Origin of the sequence: Halorussus litoreus (assembly GCF_003382685.1) — an archaeon.
GTDB classification, from domain to species: Archaea; Halobacteriota; Halobacteria; order Halobacteriales; family Haladaptataceae; genus Halorussus; species Halorussus litoreus.
In genome coordinates this window covers 88,335-105,005 of sequence record NZ_KZ859503.1, presented here as the reverse complement: position 1 = coordinate 105,005, position 16,671 = coordinate 88,335, and the positions used below count along the sequence as shown (strand labels likewise).

Annotated in this window: 16 protein-coding genes; 7 read left to right on the top strand and 9 right to left on the bottom strand. The window is 66.8% G+C overall.

Going from position 1 to position 16,671, the window contains the following annotated elements; translation table 11 throughout:
* Positions 1-32 precede the first annotated feature (32 nt).
* The 6 genes from DPQ64_RS00500 to DPQ64_RS00475 form a co-directional block, all read right to left on the bottom strand.
* Entirely contained in the window at positions 33-839 is an 807-nt protein-coding gene (locus tag DPQ64_RS00500) for a thioredoxin domain-containing protein (RefSeq protein WP_115862392.1), read from the bottom strand.
* Complete coding sequence (locus DPQ64_RS00495; RefSeq protein ID WP_232820439.1) at positions 805-1,569, bottom strand: ABC transporter ATP-binding protein; 765 nt, start codon at positions 1,567-1,569, stop codon at positions 805-807. Before DPQ64_RS00495 ends, DPQ64_RS00500 begins: the two co-directional genes overlap by 35 nt.
* Positions 1,566-2,324 carry an ABC transporter ATP-binding protein gene (locus tag DPQ64_RS00490; protein WP_115862391.1) on the bottom strand — a complete coding sequence of 253 codons (759 nt, stop codon included), beginning with the start codon at positions 2,322-2,324 and terminating at the stop codon, positions 1,566-1,568. The genes DPQ64_RS00495 and DPQ64_RS00490 overlap by 4 nt, the downstream gene beginning before the upstream one ends.
* A complete protein-coding gene (locus DPQ64_RS00485; protein ID WP_115862390.1) occupies positions 2,324-3,514 on the bottom strand; it encodes a branched-chain amino acid ABC transporter permease in 1,191 nt (396 codons plus the stop codon). Before DPQ64_RS00485 ends, DPQ64_RS00490 begins: the two co-directional genes overlap by 1 nt.
* A complete protein-coding gene (locus DPQ64_RS00480; protein ID WP_115862389.1) occupies positions 3,511-4,440 on the bottom strand; it encodes a branched-chain amino acid ABC transporter permease in 930 nt (309 codons plus the stop codon). Before DPQ64_RS00480 ends, DPQ64_RS00485 begins: the two co-directional genes overlap by 4 nt.
* 186 nt (positions 4,441-4,626) lie before the next feature.
* Entirely contained in the window at positions 4,627-5,955 is a 1,329-nt protein-coding gene (locus DPQ64_RS00475) for a substrate-binding protein (protein WP_115862388.1), read from the bottom strand.
* Between the two features lie 557 nt (positions 5,956-6,512).
* Here DPQ64_RS00475 and DPQ64_RS00470 point away from each other — a divergent pair.
* The gene (locus tag DPQ64_RS00470; protein ID WP_232820438.1) at positions 6,513-6,848 is read left to right on the top strand and encodes a hypothetical protein; all 336 of its coding nucleotides are present in this window, start codon (positions 6,513-6,515) and stop codon (positions 6,846-6,848) included.
* A gap of 86 nt (positions 6,849-6,934) precedes the next feature.
* Here the strand turns inward: DPQ64_RS00470 and DPQ64_RS00465 are convergent, their stop codons facing one another.
* Positions 6,935-8,593, bottom strand: coding sequence for a long-chain-fatty-acid--CoA ligase (locus DPQ64_RS00465; protein ID WP_115862386.1), 1,659 nt, complete (start codon positions 8,591-8,593; stop codon positions 6,935-6,937).
* Positions 8,594-8,785: 192 nt separating this feature from the next.
* Here DPQ64_RS00465 and DPQ64_RS00460 point away from each other — a divergent pair, with 192 nt between their 5' ends.
* The 6 genes from DPQ64_RS00460 (at position 8,786) to acs (ending at position 14,649) form a co-directional block, all read left to right on the top strand.
* Complete coding sequence (locus DPQ64_RS00460; RefSeq protein WP_232820437.1) at positions 8,786-9,613, top strand: CBS pair associated ParBc domain-containing protein; 828 nt, start codon at positions 8,786-8,788, stop codon at positions 9,611-9,613.
* A gap of 87 nt (positions 9,614-9,700) precedes the next feature.
* A complete protein-coding gene (locus DPQ64_RS00455; RefSeq protein ID WP_115862385.1) occupies positions 9,701-11,401 on the top strand; it encodes a methylmalonyl-CoA mutase family protein in 1,701 nt (566 codons plus the stop codon).
* A gap of 156 nt (positions 11,402-11,557) precedes the next feature.
* Positions 11,558-11,827 carry a twin-arginine translocation signal domain-containing protein gene (locus tag DPQ64_RS19440; protein ID WP_232820436.1) on the top strand — a complete coding sequence of 90 codons (270 nt, stop codon included), beginning with the start codon at positions 11,558-11,560 and terminating at the stop codon, positions 11,825-11,827.
* Positions 11,712-12,161, top strand: a complete 450-nt coding sequence (locus tag DPQ64_RS00450) for an N-acetylmuramoyl-L-alanine amidase (protein ID WP_232820435.1) — start codon at positions 11,712-11,714, stop codon at positions 12,159-12,161. The genes DPQ64_RS19440 and DPQ64_RS00450 overlap by 116 nt, the downstream gene beginning before the upstream one ends.
* Before the next feature lie 99 nt (positions 12,162-12,260).
* Positions 12,261-12,479, top strand: coding sequence for a hypothetical protein (locus tag DPQ64_RS00445; RefSeq protein WP_115862384.1), 219 nt, complete (start codon positions 12,261-12,263; stop codon positions 12,477-12,479).
* 178 nt (positions 12,480-12,657) lie between these two features.
* Positions 12,658-14,649: an acetate--CoA ligase gene (acs, locus tag DPQ64_RS00440; RefSeq protein WP_115862383.1), complete on the top strand. Its 1,992-nt coding sequence runs from the start codon at positions 12,658-12,660 to the stop codon at positions 14,647-14,649.
* 38 nt (positions 14,650-14,687) lie between these two features.
* Here acs and DPQ64_RS00435 read toward each other — a convergent pair whose 3' ends face one another.
* Positions 14,688-14,987 carry a hypothetical protein gene (locus tag DPQ64_RS00435; protein WP_115862382.1) on the bottom strand — a complete coding sequence of 100 codons (300 nt, stop codon included), beginning with the start codon at positions 14,985-14,987 and terminating at the stop codon, positions 14,688-14,690.
* Positions 14,988-15,080: 93 nt separating this feature from the next.
* On the bottom strand, positions 15,081-16,571 hold the full coding sequence (locus DPQ64_RS00430; RefSeq protein WP_115862381.1) for a DHH family phosphoesterase: 1,491 nt from the start codon (positions 16,569-16,571) through the stop codon (positions 15,081-15,083).
* Positions 16,572-16,671 lie beyond the last annotated feature (100 nt).

Below are 16,671 nucleotides of genomic sequence, written 5' to 3'. Positions count from 1 at the left end.
CGTCGCCTCGCGTTCTTCCGACCTCGCTCTTCTCACCCCTCGAATAGCTCCCGGGCTGCGGCCGTCCACGCGCTTTCGTCGCCGCCCGTGACCGTCCGGTGGTCGCCGTCGCGGACGAGCACGACTCCCGGTGCGGCGTCGACGCCGTAGGTCTCGCAGAAGTCGCGGGCGACCTCGCCGTCGATTCCCCCGACCGCCACCTCGTCCGGAATCGCGTCCAGTGCCGCGTCGAGGTCGGCCTTCAGCGACTCGCAGGGGTCGCAAAAGCGCTTCCAGACGGTGACCACCGCCCGGTCGCGCTCGGCGACGAACGACGCAGGGTCGTCGGTCACGTCGGCCAGCGCGGCCGGGACGGGGGTGTCTGGCACCAACTCGCCGACCATCTCGGTCATGACCGCCAGATCGACCGGGGGTACGTCGTCCGGGGCGTGCGAGCGGACCGCGAGGTACCGCGCGAGGTCCTCGCGGGTGACCGCCTCCGCGTCGACGAGTTCCGTGGCGGTGGCGTCGTCCGGGAGCCCGAACGCGCTGGCGACCGCCCGCCGGAACTCCGCGTCGTCCACGCCGACGTAGGAGTCGTAGTAGATGCCGTGGGTGTGCTCGAACTCGTCGGTGGTCCGAACGCTGCCCGCGCCCGCGTCGAGTACGCCGGCCGCGACGAGTTCGTCGAACAGCGCGTCGGGGTCGGTGGAATCTGCGGGGGCAGAACGCTGGCTGTCCGAGCCGGAGCGTTCGTCGGCGGCGGCCTCGCGTGAGGCCGCCGCCGACGAACGCTCCGCTTCGATAGTTTCGTCGCTCTCTGCCTCAGACGCCGAGGTATCGCTCTCTGGTCTCGTCATCTTCACGTAGCTCCGTTGCGGTTCCTTCGAAGACGATGCTCCCTTGGTCGACGACGTAACACCGGTCGGCGATGTCCATCGCGGCGACCGCGTTCTGCTCGACCAGCAGGATGGTGGTGCCCGACTCGCTGATGCGCCGGATGGCGTCCTCCACGTCAGCGATGATCTGGGGAGCCAACCCCTCGTACGGCTCGTCGAGCAGGAGCAGGTCGGTGTTCTGCTTGAGCGCGCGGGCGATGGCGAGCATCTGTTGTTCGCCGCCCGAGAGGGTTCCGGCCTGCTGGCTATTGCGCTCGCGGAGCCGCGGGAACTCCTCGTACACCTGCTCGGTCGTCATGCCGACGTGCTCGACCTGCACCTGCCCGAGCGACCGCCCGACGGTGTTCGAGGCGTTCTCCGAGACCTCCGCGAGGTGGAGGTTCTCCGCGACCGAGAGGTTCGGAAACACCCGCCGCTCCTCGGGCACCAGCGAGATGCCCCGCGCGGAGATGTCCTCCGGCTCCATCGCGGTCACGTCCTCGCCCTTGAACGAGATGCGACCGTCCCGGACCTCGGGCGGCCGCGCGCCCGCGACAGCGCGGAGCGTGGTGGTCTTGCCCGCGCCGTTCCGGCCGAGCAGCGCGCAGACCTCGCCGCCGGCCACGCCGAGCGACACGTCCCGGAGGATGTGACTCTCGCCGTAGTAGGCGTCCACGTCGTCGAGTTCGAGCAGGCGGTCGTCGTCGCTCACGCCTCGACACCTCCGAGGTACGCCTCCTGGACGTCCGGGTCGCCCTGCACCGCCTCGGGCGATCCCTCGGCGATGACGGCCCCGCGGTGAAGTACCACGATGCGGTCGGCCACGTCGAACACGACCTCCATGTCGTGCTCGACCAGCAGGATGGTCAGCCCCATCTCGGCCTTCACCCGTTCGACGAGGTCGACCGTGTCGGCGGTCTCCTCGGGCGACATCCCCGCGGTGGGTTCGTCCATCAACAGCAGATCGGGATCGCTCGCCAGCGCGATGCCGAGTTCCAGCCGACGCTTGTCGCCGTACGGCAGGTCCTCGGCCGTCACGCCGCGCTGGTCCAGCAGGTCCACGGCGTCGAGCGTCCGGCTGGCGAGCCGTTCGACCCCGCCGTAGTTGTCGCGGTGCCGGAGGAAGTTGAACCGGAACGAGCCGTGCTCGGCCGCCAGCGCCGCGATCTGGGCGTTCTCCTCGACCGAGAGTTCCGGGAAGATAGAGGCGGTCTGGAACGACCGGCTCACCCCCTTCTGGACCACCTCATGGGGGTCGTCGCTCGCGATGGACTCGCCCTTGAACTCGATGTCGCCCGCGGTCGCGTCCAGCATCCGCGTCACGAGGTTGATGAACGTGGACTTGCCCGCGCCGTTCGGGCCGATGACCGCGACGCTCTCGCCGCGTTCGATTTCGAGGTCCACGTCGTCGACCGCAACGAGACCGCCGAACGACTTGGTGAGTCCGTGAGTTTCGAGCAGGGCCATCAGTGATCACTCCCCAGCCGCCGGACGGCACCTGCGGCGTCCTCGAACAGCCCCCAGATGCCCCGCGGGAACAGGACGATGACCGCGACGAACACGAGGCCGAGGATGAGGTGCCAGTACGCCCCGAACCCTTCGAGCAGGACGACCGGCTCCTGGACCAGCGTGACGTACTCGCCGGGGCCGGTGAACGGCAGGGTCAACTGCTGGACCCCGCTGATCACGTTCTCGACGTAGAGGTAGATTCCCGCGCCGAGGATGGGGCCGAACAGCGATCCCACGCCGCCCAGCACCGCCATGATGACCACTTCCCCGCTGGTCGTCCAGTACAGCGACTGGACCGGTACGTACGCGCTGTAGATGGTGAACAGGCTCCCCGCGACGCCCGCGAGCGTCCCCGAGATGACGAACGCCATCAGCTTGTACCGCCAGACGTTCAGGCCCACGAACTCCGCGCGCTGGTCGTTCTCCCTGATCGCCCGGAACACCATCCCGTACGGCGAGTGGAGGATCCGGTTCGCGGCCGCCACGCAGACGACCGCCACGACGCCGACGAGTACGTAGGTCCACGTGCCGACCAGCCAGTCGAGCCCCGGCACCGGGTACTGGAGGAAGAAGCTCCCGAGCAGCGGAGCGAGTTCGACTCCCGTGTAGCCGTTCTCGCCCCCGGTGATCCCCGAGAGCGGGGACAACGCCATGTAGTAGGCCATCTGGCCGAACGCCAGTGTGAGGATCGCGAAGTAGATGCCCCCGCGCCTGAGCGCGACGAACCCCAGCGCCCACGCGAGCAGGGCCGCGAACGCGGTCCCGGCGAGGATGATGAGGAGTGGGCTCGACGACACGTGGGTACTGAACACGCCCGCCGCGTACGCCGCACCGCCCCAGAACGCGGCGTGGCCGAACGACAGCAGCCCCGTGTAGCCCAGCAGGAGGTTGAACCCCATCGCGAAGATCCCCCAGATGACGATGAGCGTCGCGAGGTCCTGATACCCCTGCAGGACGCCGCTGATCACCGGTGCGCGGGCGAACAGCCACGGGAAGACGGCGAGAGCGACCGTCGTGATTGCGATAACGAACAGTTCGCTCTCGCGGACGCGCTCCCACGACGGGAACTCCCGTTCGGTTCGCTCGCGCTCGACGACCGCGCCGCCCTCCTCGGTCGCGTCGGCCGTCTCGGTGGGTTCGTCGCTCACGGCGTCACCTCCTCGGAGCCGAGCAGGCCCTGGGGCCGCGCGAGCAGGACGACCGCGGCCAGTACGTAGATGCCGACCTGCGACCACTGGGGCGCGACTGCCACGAGAATCGCCAGCGTCTCGCCGAGGAGGATGCCACCAAGTACCGCGCCGGTGATCGAGCCCACGCCGCCGATGACCACGACGAGGAACGCGGGCACCAGAATCTCCGTGCCGATGTTGGGGTTGACCGCGTACAGCGGGCCGCCGACCACGCCCGCGACGCCCGCGAGCGCCGCGCCGACGCCGAACACCATCAGGTACGGCCGCGAGAGCTTGATGCCCAACAGTTCGACCATCTCGGCGTCGCGGGTGCCGGCCCGGACCACCAGCCCGAAGTCGGTGAACTCCACGAGCGCGTACACCCCCGCGACCAGCACGGCCGTGATACCGATGACGTACAGCCGCCACTCGGGGAACGCCCCGATTATCGGCAGGTCGACCGGGCCGCTGGCCCAGCCGGGGCGCGCGAAGTTGTAGCTCTGGCCGCCGAACAGGATCTTGAACACCTCCTGGACGACGATGGCGAGCCCGAACGTGAGCAGTATCTGGTCGGTGTCGGGCCGGTCGTAGAACGGGCGCGCGACGAACCGCTCCATCAGCAGTCCGACGGCGAACACCACTATCGGGACGATTACCAGCGCGGCCAGAAAGCCCCAGCCGAGCCCGATCGAGGTGAACCCCCACTCGGCGAGCTTGCCGTCGGTCAGCTGGATCTCCAGCGTGACGAGCAGCCCGACGTACGTGCCGACGAGGTAGAGCGCGCCGTGCGCGAAGTTGACGAACTTCAGCGTGCCGAGGATGATCGACAGCCCGATGGCGACCAGCACGTAGATCGCGCCCTGCTGGAGCCCGTTGATGAAGACGGTCAGCACCTCGGCGAGCACGCCATCACCTCCGAGCCGCTTGCGGTCGTCTTCCGAGTCCGTGCAGTCGCGTCCGGGGGAGCCGTCCCCGGACCGGACGCTCTCGATTCTCGATGTGAACTTCCCCTCCCCACCATGTTCGTTTGGTATTCTCTCGCAAGCATAAAGTTTGGTTCGGTCGTCGACCGGGTCCCGTCGGGGACCCACCTACTCGTACGGTCCGAGTTCGCACTCCGCGGCCGGACCCTCGTCGCAGCCGTAGCCGATCTCCTCGCGCGGCGTGAGGTTGACGATCTCGAAGAACGACCCCTCCTCCTGCTCGCCCTCGGGCAGTCCGCGCACGACGGGAACTGCCCGCTGGGCCTGGTGGTCGCACGCCCGCATCGTCTCCGGCCCCATGCCGATGTTGTCGTACTCGTGGCCCTCGAGTTGCCTGATGACCTCCGGCGGGTAGAACGTCCCCGCGCGCTCGACCGCCGCTGCGTACTGCAGCGTCTGTGCGTACGCCAGCTGGGCCGGCCCCGACGGGATGCGGTCGTACTCGTTCTGGAACGTCTCCGTGAACGCATTCGACGGCTCGTTGTCGATCTGGGCGTCCCACGCCACGGTCCCGAACACGCCCTCGATGGCACCGCTGGCGGCCTGCGCCATCGGCCGGTTGTACAGCGGGACGACGATCTCCATGTCCTCGTTCAGGCCCCTGTCGATGGCCTGCGACAGCGAGTTCGCCCCGTCGAGCCCGTAGTGGTTGAGAAACAGCACGTCGGTCTCGTCTCGGGGTACCTGCGAGAGGTACGACGAGAAGTCCGACGTGCCCAGCGGCGTGGCGACGCTCTCGACCTGCGACCAGCCGGCGTCGCTGAAGTACGTGTTCATCGAGTCCTGTTGGGACTGTCCCCAGTTGTAGTCGGCGTACAACTGGTAGAAGTTGAGGTCGTCGCCGTACTCCTCGGTCACCACCGGTGCGAGCGCCTGGGCCGACATGGTCGTGTTGAACATCTCCCGGAACGAGTACCGGACGCAGTCGCCACCCGTGGTGTCGTCGGCGTGGGTCAGACACGCCATGAACTGCACCTTCTCGCGCTGGCAGAGCTCTTGGACCGCGACCGCCACCGCGCTCGACGACCCGCCCGACACCATGATGGCGTTGTCCCGTTGGATCATCCGACGGGCCGACTGGCGGGCGGTGTCCGCGTCGGTCGCGGTGTCGCCCGTCACGGAGTCGAGCTGGTAGTCGAGCACCCCGTTGCCCGACAGGCCCTCCCAGTTGTCGACCCAACCACCGCCGTTGTTGAGGTGCTGGACCGCCAACTCGTACGCCCGGAGTTCGTCTTGCCCCTCCGAGGAGTACGGCCCCGACTGCGGTACGTTGAAGCCGAACGTCGCAGTGTCCCCTTGAATCGGGTAGTTTCCTATCGGCGGATTCTCCTGTGCACTCGCGCTCCCGGCGACTCCGGCGACCCCCGCGAGACCGGTCGCTCCGGCCATCTTCACCACGTCTCTGCGCGACACGTCGTTTTGCTCTCCCCGTGCCATGCTATCAGGGAACGCGAACATCATTAATAATTATACGGGATGCTTCCGACTTCGAACCTGTAAAAAATCGTTGAATCCCGCGGGTAGCCAAGCGTTACCGGTGAATCCACCGGTACTCGACTTCCAGCCCGGTCATATTCTTTCTCCAATAATTTCGCGCCGTGACGCGCTCTGCCCCGGCTCCGAGAACTGCCGTTCCGGGCAGTTACAGCGACACGGCGAGTTCGGCCAGCGACGCGACGGTGAGGTCGGCGTCACGGCTGACGCGCTGCCGGTCGACCGCCGGCGAGCACCCTGCTCGACAGTAGCCAGGACCTGCCCGGTGAAATCACAGCGACCGCGAGCGAGCGGGGCTTTCGAGAGACGTCACGACCGGTCTCGCCACGTCCGGGATTTCTATATAGGCATCATAGATGGGCTTAACAGTCGGAGCGTCGTCACGTACCGAACCGATGCCCTCCCCGAACCGTCGTACGTTTCTCGCCAGTTCGAGCGCGGCACTCGTCGCAGTCGCTGGATGCGCCGTCCCGGGGTCGTCGTCACGCCCTGCTCACACGGTGACGGTGTATCTCGGTGACCGCGACGAGACTCACGACGTGACCGTCACCGTCGAAAACGACGACGGAACGGTCCTCTTCGAGCGGGAGTATCGCCTCTCGGACAGCAACGAGGCCCACGAGGACGCGACGTTCCCCCAGTCGACCGACCCGGAGACCGTCGTCGTGACCGTCGACGGGACGCGGTTCGAGCGCGACTGGCCGGGGTTCGAGCACCGACGGCTCCCGTGCGAGGGCGAGAACTGGACGGGTATCGAGGTGTGGGTCGAGAACGGGCAGGACGGCTCACCGGAGATTCGACTGGGAGTCAACTGCCAGCACGTCACGATGGCGTAGCGGGGCGACCGCGTCCGAGATCAACCCTCACCCATCATCGGATTATCCCTCTCCCACCATCGGGTTATCCCTCTGCTACCATCGGATTATCCCTCTCCCACCATCCGATCCTGTTCGTCCCACTCCTCCTCGCGGAGTTCGTACTTCTGGATCTTCCCGGTCGCGGTGGTCGGCAACTCCTCGACGAACTCGACGCGCCGGACCGCCTTGTAGGAGGCCACCCTGTCGCGGACGAACTCCCGAAGTTCCTCGGTGGAGACGCCGGCAGCGTCCGAATCGCCCGAATCCGGGACGACGAACGCCTTGGGCGTCTCGCCCCACTCGTCGCTCGGCGCGGGGATCACGGCCACGTCGGCCACCTTCTCGTGTTCGAAGAGGGTGTCTTCGAGTTCGATGCTGGAGATGTTCTCGCCGCCCGAGACGATGATGTCCTTCTTGCGGTCCTGGATGGCGAGCATGCCCTTGTCGTCCACGACCGCGAGGTCGCCGGTGTGGTACCAGCCCTCTCGTCGGTCCGAGAACGCCTCGTCGGTCGCGTCGGGCTTCTCCCAGTAGCCTTCCATCACCTGATTGCCCCGGACCACGATCTCGCCGATGGTCGAATCGTCACGCGGGACCGCCTCGCCGTCCTCGTCGACCACCGCGACCTCGGTGCCGAGGTACGGGATGCCCTGTCGCTTCTTGAGGGCGAATCGCTCCTCTCCCTTAGGTAGGAGCCTGCGAGCGTCCGAGGTCGTGATGAGCGGTCCGGTCTCGGTCGCGCCGTACACGTGCTTGAGGTACCAGCCGAACTCCTCTTCGACCGCACGGATGGTGGCCTCCGGTGGGGCCGACCCCGCGGTCGCGACCCGCACGTCGTTGTCGCCTCGCGTCTCGGGGCCGTGCTCGTCGAAGTAGTCGACCAGTCGGTTCAGCACCGTTGGCGCACAGCAGAGGTACGACACGTCTTCGGCGGCGACCGTCTCGAAAATCTCGGCGGCGTCCACCCCGCGCGTGCAGACGTGGGTCGCACCCATCCCCGTGACGGCGTAGAGGTGGCCCCAGCCGTTGACGTGGAACATCGGCAGGGTCCAGAGGTAGACGTCGTCGTCGCGGAGTTCCTGATGGATGGAGATGAGGTAGGCGTGGAGCGTCTCGGTCCGGTGGGTTCGCATCACGCCCTTCGGGTCGCCGGTGGTTCCCGACGTGTAGTTGATGGTGATCACCTCGTCCTCGGCCATCTCCGGGCGGTGGTAGTCCGGGTCGCTCTCCGCGATCACCGCCTCGAAGTCCTCCCAGTCGCCGTCTCGCGGTTGCCCGCTCGACGCGTCCGAGGCGCGTCGCGCCTCGCTCTCGGTCTGCTCGGCGTCGTTGGAGATGAACACCTCTGTCGGCACCGAATCGCGGACCGCCTCGATCTTCTCGGCGTACTCGTGGTCGGCGATTACCGCGTCCACGCCGGCGTCGCTCAGGATGTACTCGAAGTCGTCGGGCGTGAGTCGGTAGTTCAGCGGGGTGTGGACCGCGCCGAGCTGGAAGATGGCGTAGGCGGCTTCGAGGTGATAGTGGGTGTTCGGGTCGAGCACGGCCACCCGGTCGCCCTTCCGGATCCCGCGCGCGGCCAGCGCCGCCGAGAGCCGGTCGGCCCGGTCGCCGAGCTCGTCGTAGGTGTATCGCTCGCCGGTGGTCGCCACGACTGCCTCCTCGTCGCCGTAGTACTCCCGCGCTCTATCGAGGAAGTCGGTCACGAGCAGGGGTTTGTGCATACCCCGTCGTTCATCGACTTTGATGATATAAATTCCGGTGGGTACGAGGGACGACGGCGCGAAAAAAGTGCGAGTCTCGTCGCCGCGAGTGGTCCGCCAACGAACCCCGCGAAGCTGGAAGTCGTTCCGTGACGCACGGGGCCGTTCCGTGAAGCGGGAAGCCTTTTGACGACCGCGTTCGTTCGTGGGGCCATGGACGTGGCGGCACCGGACGGCGGTATGGCCGACGGCAAGGCCAAGGTCGGCGACTACATGACCCGGGAGGTGGCGACGGTCTCGCCCGACGCCACCGTCGAGGAAGTGTCCCGGCGCATCGTCGAGAGCGACGAGCACAACGGCTACCCGGTCTGCGACGGGCGGCGGGTCGAGGGGTTCGTGAGCGCGCGCGACCTCCTGTTGGAGGGCCCCGACGAGCCCATCTTCAAGGTGATGTCCCAGGACCTCATCGTCGCACACCCAGACATGAAGGTCGACGACGCCGCGCGGGTCATCCTTCGGTCGGGCATCCAGAAGCTCCCCGTGGTCGACGACGCGGGCAACCTCGTGGGCATCATCACGAACACGGACGTGATCCGCTCGCAGATCGAGCGCGCGACCCCCGAGAAGGTCGGCAAGCTGATGCGCACCCTCGAATCCATTCACGACACCGAGGTCGAGCAGACCCGCCGCGAGGTGTCGCTCGACGACCTGACCCCCACGCAGGGGAAGGTGTACGCCGACGAACTGGAGGGCCGGACCTACGAACTCGAACGCGGCCTCGCGGAGCCGCTGGTCGTCATCGACTGCGCGCCCAACAGCGAGGGAGAGGACCTGCTGCTGGCCGACGGCCACCACCGCGTGATGGCGGCCGACCGCATCGACCTCGACGAGATGGACGCCTACGTCATCCTCGTCGACGAGGACGTGAACCTCGGCATGGCCGAGACCGCCGAGAAGGAGGGCTTGGAGACGCTCGAAGACATCGACGTGGTCGACTACGCGCGCCATCCCCTCGTCGAGACCACGAAGCGGCTGCAGTAGCGCGAGGTGCCGAGCTGAACTCGTCGGTGGTCGCTTCGGGGACCGAATCCAACCATATTAATGATTCTTCGGACCTACGGTGTAGACATGTACGACGAGGACGACCTCGCTGAGATACGCGACGGCAAGGAGGAGTGGGAAGCAGAGACGCTCGGCCCGGTACTCGACGCCTACGGCGAGCGCCAGGACCGGTTCGCTACCGTCTCGAACCTCGAAGTCGACCGGCTGTACACGCCCGACGACGTGGCCGACATCGACTACGAGGAGGACCTGGGCTACCCCGGCGAGGAGCCGTACACCCGCGGGGTGTACCCCACGATGTACCGCGGGCGGACGTGGACCATGCGCCAGTTCGCCGGCTTCGGCACCGCCGAGGAGACCAACGAGCGGTTCCACTACCTCATCGACGAGGGCCAGACCGGCCTCTCGACCGCGTTCGACATGCCGAGCCTGATGGGCAAGGACAGCGACGACCCGCTCTCGGACGGCGAGGTCGGCAAGGAGGGCGTGGCGGTCGACACCCTCCGAGACATGGAGATCCTGTTCGACGGCATCGACCTCGGCGAGGTCTCGACCTCCTTCACCATCAACCCATCCGCGCCGGTCATCTACGCGATGTACGTCGCGCTCGCCGACCAGCAGGGCGTCCCGCGCGAGGAGCTGCGGGGCACCATGCAGAACGACATGCTCAAGGAGTTCATCGCCCAGAAGGAGTGGGTCATCCCGCCGGAGCCGAGCCTCGACATCGTGACCGACACCATCGAGTTCGCGGTCGACCAGACCCCCAAGATCAAGCCCGTCTCCATCTCGGGCTACCACATCCGCGAGGCCGGCTCGACCGCCGTTCAGGAACTCGCCTTTACCCTCGCCGACGGCTTCGCGTACGTCGAGGACTGTCTCGACCGCGGGATGGACGTCGACGAGTTCGCGCCACAGCTCTCCTTTTTCTTCAACTCCCACAACGCCATCTTCGAGGAGATCGCGAAGTTCCGCGCGGCGCGGCGCATCTACGCGACCGTCATGGACGAGTGGTACGACGCCGAGGCCGAGGCCAGCAAGCAGCTCAAGTTCCACACACAGACCGCGGGCCAGAGCCTGACCGCCCAGCAGCCGCTGAACAACATCGTCCGCGTGACGATTCAGGCGCTCGCGGGCGTGCTCGGGGGCACCCAGAGCCTCCACACCAACAGCTTCGACGAAGCCCTCGCGCTACCCTCCGAGGAGGCTGTCCGGGTCGCACTCCGGACACAGCAGATCATCGCCGAGGAGTCGGGCGCGGCAGACATCGCGGACCCGCTCGGCGGCTCGTTCGCGGTCGAGAGCCTGACCGACGAGGTCGAACAAGACGCGATGGCCTACATCGAGGAGATCAAGGAGATGGGCGACGGCTCGGTCCGGGACGGCGTGCTCGCGGGCATCGAGCAGGGGTACTTCCATCGCGAGATCCAGGACGCCTCCTACGAGTATCAGGAGCGCGTCGAATCGGGCGAGGAGACGGTCGTCGGCGTCAACGAGTACGAGATCGACGAGGACACCCGGCCCGACATCCTCAAGGTCGACGAACAGACCCAGCAGCGCCAGCTCGACCGGCTCGAATCGGTCAAGGACGAGCGCGACGACGCCGCGGTCGAGGCGGCGCTCGACGACCTCCGGGACGCCATCGAGGCCGACGAGAACGTCATGCCCGCCATCGTCGACGCCGTGAAGGTGTACGCCACGATGGGCGAGATCATGACGGTGTTCGAGGCGAAGTACGGGAGCTATCAGGAGACCGCCAGCGTGGCGTAGCCCGGCCGATTCACCAGTTTTGCGGCGCAATTTCGACAGCAAACAGTCGCACCGCTATTCGCGCGTGAGTCCGTACAGGGTATTATTATAAACTACAGAATCATAAATTTAATATAGAAGAATAATATTAATAATGGGTTAATATCGTGGAAGGCAATGCAATCCAGACGAGACGTACTGAAGAAGCTCGGTGCAGCAAGTACAGCGGGAGTCGCAGGGACTGCAGCCCTATCGGGCTCCGTCTCGGTGGGAATGCCGGAGGTCGACTGGGAGCCGGCCGATCCCAGCAACTACACGAGTGGGAACCGCGGTGCGAGCGAGATCAACTGGGATCATCATCCACACGGTCCAAGGGTCGGCCAGCGGCGCGGTCAACTGGTTCCAGAACCCCGACGCAAACGTGAGTGCCCACTTCACGGTCGCTGAGAGCGGCTACCTCTACCAGAGCCTTTCGGAGATCAACATCGGCTGGCACGCCGGTAACGGAAGCTACAACGACACCTCCGTCGGCATTGAGCACGGTGGCTACGTCAGTGGCACCTACGAGGACGCCCAGTACCAGAAGTCGGCCGACCTCGCCGCGTTCCTCTGCGAGCAGTACGACATCCCGAAGCAGCGCGCCACCTGGGTACCAAGTAACGCGTGGGACAACCCCACCGGCGGCATCATCGGTCACGACCAGGTCCCGGGTAGCAACCACACCGACCCCGGTGCGAACTGGAATTGGGACTACTTCGTCGATCTCGTCAACGCGTACTGAACCGACGACCGACTGCGCCGGCGCTTCGAGTCGGCGTTTTCGGTGGGCGGAAACCGACCGTTGCCCAAGCTTCTTCCGGCGGCGGGCCGTCACTCCAGTGTGAACTACACCGTACAGTACTACGATCTCGTGCTGGCCGTCATCTTCGGAACGATGGCGCTCGGCGCGGGCGTCGACTTGCTCACGTCGGTCGCGCTTCCGACCGCCGTGACGGGCGCGGGGCTGATCGCCGTCGCCGTCATCGCGCACGGACTGTTCGTCAACGGCCCGGTCGACGGCCCCGACGACCTCGCGGACGAGGTGGACGCGCTGAACTGACGTCCTCGCGGATGGGGTTGATGCGCGGACCTGATGTCCGGCGTCGCTGTCACGTCGTCCTCGCATAAGCGGTGATTACCGGCCCTGCTCGGACGGGACGACGTTCTTTCGGGGGATTCGAGTGTGGGAGAACTCGCCAACCTTTATTGCTCCCCTTAGTGAGTATTAGCACGAACCTATGTCCGAAGATACCGCGGAACTCGAAGCGCGGCTGGAGGAGCAGGACGCGTTCGAGCCGCCGGCGGAGTTCGTCGAACAGGCCAACGTCTCGGACGACGCCATCTACGAGGAGTTCGAGGAGGAGTGGCCCGAGTGCTGGGAGCGGGCGGCCGACCTGCTCGACTGGGAGGAGGAGTACGACGAGGTGCTCGACGCCTCCGACCCGCCGTTCTACGAGTGGTTCACCGGCGGGTCGCTCAACGCCTCCGCGAACTGCCTCGACCGGCACCTCGACGAGCGCGGCGACGAGGCCGCCATCGAGTGGGTGGGCGAACCGAGCGACGAGGAGAACGTGACCTACACGTACGAGGAGCTGCACCGCGAGGTCAACGAGTTCGCGGCCGCGCTCCGTGACCTCGGCGTGGGCGAGGACGACGTGGTGACGATGTACATGCCGATGATTCCGGAGCTGCCCATCGCGATGCTGGCATGCGCGCGCATCGGCGCGCCACACAGCGTCGTGTTCGCCGGGTTCTCGGCCGACGCGCTGGCGACTCGCATGGAGAGCGCCGACTCGGAGTATCTGGTCACCGCGAACGGTTACTACCGGCGGGGCGACGCGCTCGACCACTTCGAGAAGACCCGCGAGGGGCTCGGCGGCGTGGACCACGAGGTGTCGGACGTGGTGGTCGTCGACCGGCTCGGCGACGACGGCCACGGCTACGACCTCGAAGACGAGGAGCACTACTACGCCGCCCTCGTGGCCGACCACGAGGGCGCGGCGGTCGAGCCGGTGTCCCGAGACGCCGAGGACATGCTGTTCCTGATGTACACCTCCGGAACCACGGGCAAGCCAAAGGGCGTCAAGCACACCACCGGCGGTTACCTCTCGTGGGTGTCGTGGACCTCCCAGGCCGTACTCGACGTCAAGCCCGAGGACACCTACTGGTGTTCGGCCGACATCGGCTGGATCACGGGTCACTCGTACATCGTGTACGGCCCGCTCGCGCTCGGGACGACCAGCGTGATGTACGAGGGGACGCCCGACCACCCCGAGCGCGACCGGCTGTGGGATATCGTCGACGAGTACGACGTGACCCAGCTGTACACCGCGCCGACCGCCATCCGGGCGTTCATGAAGTGGGGCAGCCAGTACCCCGAGCAACACGACCTGTCGAGCCTGCGCCTGCTCGGCACCGTGGGCGAGCCCATCAATCCCCGCGCGTGGAAGTGGTACTACAAGCACATCGGCGACGAGTCCTGCCCCATCGTGGACACGTGGTGGCAGACCGAGACCGGTGGCATGATGGTCACGACCTTACCGGGCGTCAGCACGATGAAGCCCGGCAGCGCGGGGCCGCCCCTGCCGGGCGTCGACGCCCGCGTCGTCGACACGACCGGTGAGGAGGTCGACGCCGGTCGAGCGGGCTACCTGACGGTGAACAAGCCGTGGCCGGGGATGCTTCGCACCCTCTACAAGAACGACGAGCGGTTCATCGACGAGTACTGGGCGGAGTACTCGGACACCGATAGCGACGACATGGACGACTGGGTGTACTTCCCCGAGGACGGCGCGAAGATCGACGAGGACGGCTACGTCACGGTGCTCGGCCGCGTCGACGACGTGATCAACGTGTCGGGCCACCGGCTGGGCACGATGGAGATCGAGTCGTCCATCGTCGGCGTCGAGGGCGTCGCCGAGGCCGCGGTCGTCGGCGGGAGCCACGACGTGAAGGGCGAAGCGGTCTACGCCTACGTCATCACCGAGGACGGCTACGACGAGGACGAGGAGATGCGCGACCGCATCGTTCAGGGCGTCGAGGACGCCATCGGCCCCATCGCACGCCCCGAGCAGGTCATCTTCACGCCCGAACTGCCGAAGACCCGTTCGGGCAAGATCATGCGCCGCCTGCTGGAGGACATCGCGAACGAGGAGGAGCTGGGTAACACCTCGACGCTCCGAAACCCCGACGTGGTCGAGGACATCCAGCAGAAGGTCGGCGGGGACTGAAGCGGTCGAGCGGTTTCGGTTTTCTGATCGCGATATAGCTACGATCCGAGCCAGTCATTGGTCGACACCGAGTGCCCGGCGTCCCGGCAGATCTCCGCGCCCTTCTTGCGGACTCGTCTGCTCGTCGGGAGCTTCTCCTTCTCACGGATCGTGTCGGCGATCCACGTCGCGAGCCGCTCGACCGCGGCTTCGCTGGCGAGGTCGTCGACGGCTTCGAGTGACTTTTGGTAGGCACGCCGCTGGGACCGCTCGGACCGCTCGTTCCTGTACTTTCGCGGGTCGCTGATGGTTTCCTCGACCGCGCGGTCGATCTCCGCCATCGACTGCTCGATGTTCATAGCGGATGGAAGGCGTCGCGGCGGGAATAGCTGGTGGGCGACCCGAGCGTCGCTCGATTCGGGTCAGTCCTCGGGTTCGACAAGCGACTCGACTCAGTCCTCGGGTTCGACGACCGTCCCGTCGAAGTTCGCGTCGCCGCCGTGTGAGTAGCTGGCGTCGGACCCGGGCGTCGAGCGGATGGTCTCGAAGAAGCGGTCGGTGACGACCTCGCTGACGACGGTTGTCAGCGACGCCTCCTCCTCGGCCTCGACCTCGCCGAGCAGTCCGAGGGGAATCTGAGCACCAGCCATGTCGGCGTGGCCGCCCGCGCTGCCGATCTGGTCGAACGCGGCCCGCATCGTCTCGCCGAGGTCGACGTCGGTCGCCCGCGCGCGGGCCGACACGAACACGGTGCCGTCCCGGAAGCCGTACACGAGCGTGGTCGACACGTCCTCCATCGCGAGCAACTGGTCGGCCGCCTGCGCCAAGGCGTCCCGGTCTGCCAGCTTCCCGACGCAGGAGGCCAGCACGGTGCCCTCGACCCGGCGGTTCCGGATAGCCCGCGCGATGGTCTCGAACGTGTCCGCGGACACCGAGGGGCTCTCGACCCGCTCCAGCGTCGCCACGTCGGCGAGGGGAAGGAGGATCGCGGCGGCCTCGAAGTCGGCGGTCGAGACCTCGCGCGCGAAGTCCTTGGTGTCGACTCGGATGCCGTACAGCAGGGCGGTCGCCACGTCCTCGGTCAGCTCGACGCCGAGTCGCTGAGTGTGCTCGGCCAGTAGCGTCGAGGTCGCGCCCACGTCGCTCCGCAAATCGACGAACCGGGCCTCGGGCGGCTCTTTCGGCGGGTGGTGGTCGACCACCACGTCGACTGGGGTGTCCTCGGGAAGCTGGTCGTTGACGCCCGGCCGCGAGTGGTCGACCAGCGCGATGCCGCCGAACTCCGAGAGGTCGAGGTCGGGCCCGGCCTCGACGTTCCGGAGTTCGAGGTCGAGCAGGTTCACGAACGCCCGGTTCTCCTGGTGGGAGATCTCGCCGAAGTAGCAGGCTTGCGCGTCGACGTCCAACTCCTCGGCGATGCGACACAGCGCGACCGCGCTCGCGATGGCGTCGGGGTCGGGGTTGTCGTGCATGAACACCGCCAGCGTCCCGTCGATGCTCCGGAGCACCCGCCGGAGGGTGGCGGTTCGGAACGCGTACTCGCCCAGCGCGGCGGTCAGCACCTGCTCGGCCACCGTGTCGGTCGGGTCGATAACCCGGTCGGCGGTGGCCGAGAGCACGAACCGCTGGTCGTCGGTAGGGTTCTTTCCGGTGTAGGCGAGAATGTACGCGTCGGGATAGAGGTCGGCCGCGAGTTCGGTCGCCCGGCAGTTCGCGGCCGCGTCGTCGCCGGCCACGACGACCACGTCTACGTCCTCGACGCTCCCGGCCACGCTCTCGCGCTCGGTGGGGTCCCCGTGGCTGGCCGACACCTTCTCGTCGCGGAGTGCCTCGATGCGGCTCTCGGCGTCGTCCACGACCACGAGTCTGCCGGGACGGTCGGTAATCGCCTCCACGAGGTTCTGGCCCACCGTTCCACAGCCCAGCACGAGCCGCGAGACCATTCTAACCCGCGATTTCTGCCGCTCGGCCTAAAGTCTACCGTCTACCGTTTATCATCGAAACCCGGCGTGAGAGCCCGATTTATAGGTGGTTTCGCTCGAT

Excerpts from the sequence above, each read along its gene's own strand:
- DPQ64_RS00465 (WP_115862386.1), bottom strand. The coding sequence starts at position 8,593 with ATGCACAAACCCCTGCTCGTGACCGACTTCCTCGATAGAGCGCGGGAG.
- DPQ64_RS00435 (WP_115862382.1), bottom strand. The coding sequence starts at position 14,987 with ATGAACATCGAGCAGTCGATGGCGGAGATCGACCGCGCGGTCGAGGAA.
- DPQ64_RS00490 (WP_115862391.1), bottom strand. The coding sequence starts at position 2,324 with ATGGCCCTGCTCGAAACTCACGGACTCACCAAGTCGTTCGGCGGTCTC.
- DPQ64_RS00455 (WP_115862385.1), top strand. The coding sequence starts at position 9,701 with ATGTACGACGAGGACGACCTCGCTGAGATACGCGACGGCAAGGAGGAG.
- DPQ64_RS00500 (WP_115862392.1), bottom strand. The coding sequence starts at position 839 with ATGACGAGACCAGAGAGCGATACCTCGGCGTCTGAGGCAGAGAGCGAC.
- DPQ64_RS00475 (WP_115862388.1), bottom strand. The coding sequence starts at position 5,955 with ATGGCACGGGGAGAGCAAAACGACGTGTCGCGCAGAGACGTGGTGAAG.
- DPQ64_RS00460 (WP_232820437.1), top strand. The coding sequence starts at position 8,786 with ATGGACGTGGCGGCACCGGACGGCGGTATGGCCGACGGCAAGGCCAAG.
- DPQ64_RS19440 (WP_232820436.1), top strand. The coding sequence starts at position 11,558 with ATGCAATCCAGACGAGACGTACTGAAGAAGCTCGGTGCAGCAAGTACA.
- acs (WP_115862383.1), top strand. The coding sequence starts at position 12,658 with ATGTCCGAAGATACCGCGGAACTCGAAGCGCGGCTGGAGGAGCAGGAC.
- DPQ64_RS00430 (WP_115862381.1), bottom strand. The coding sequence starts at position 16,571 with ATGGTCTCGCGGCTCGTGCTGGGCTGTGGAACGGTGGGCCAGAACCTC.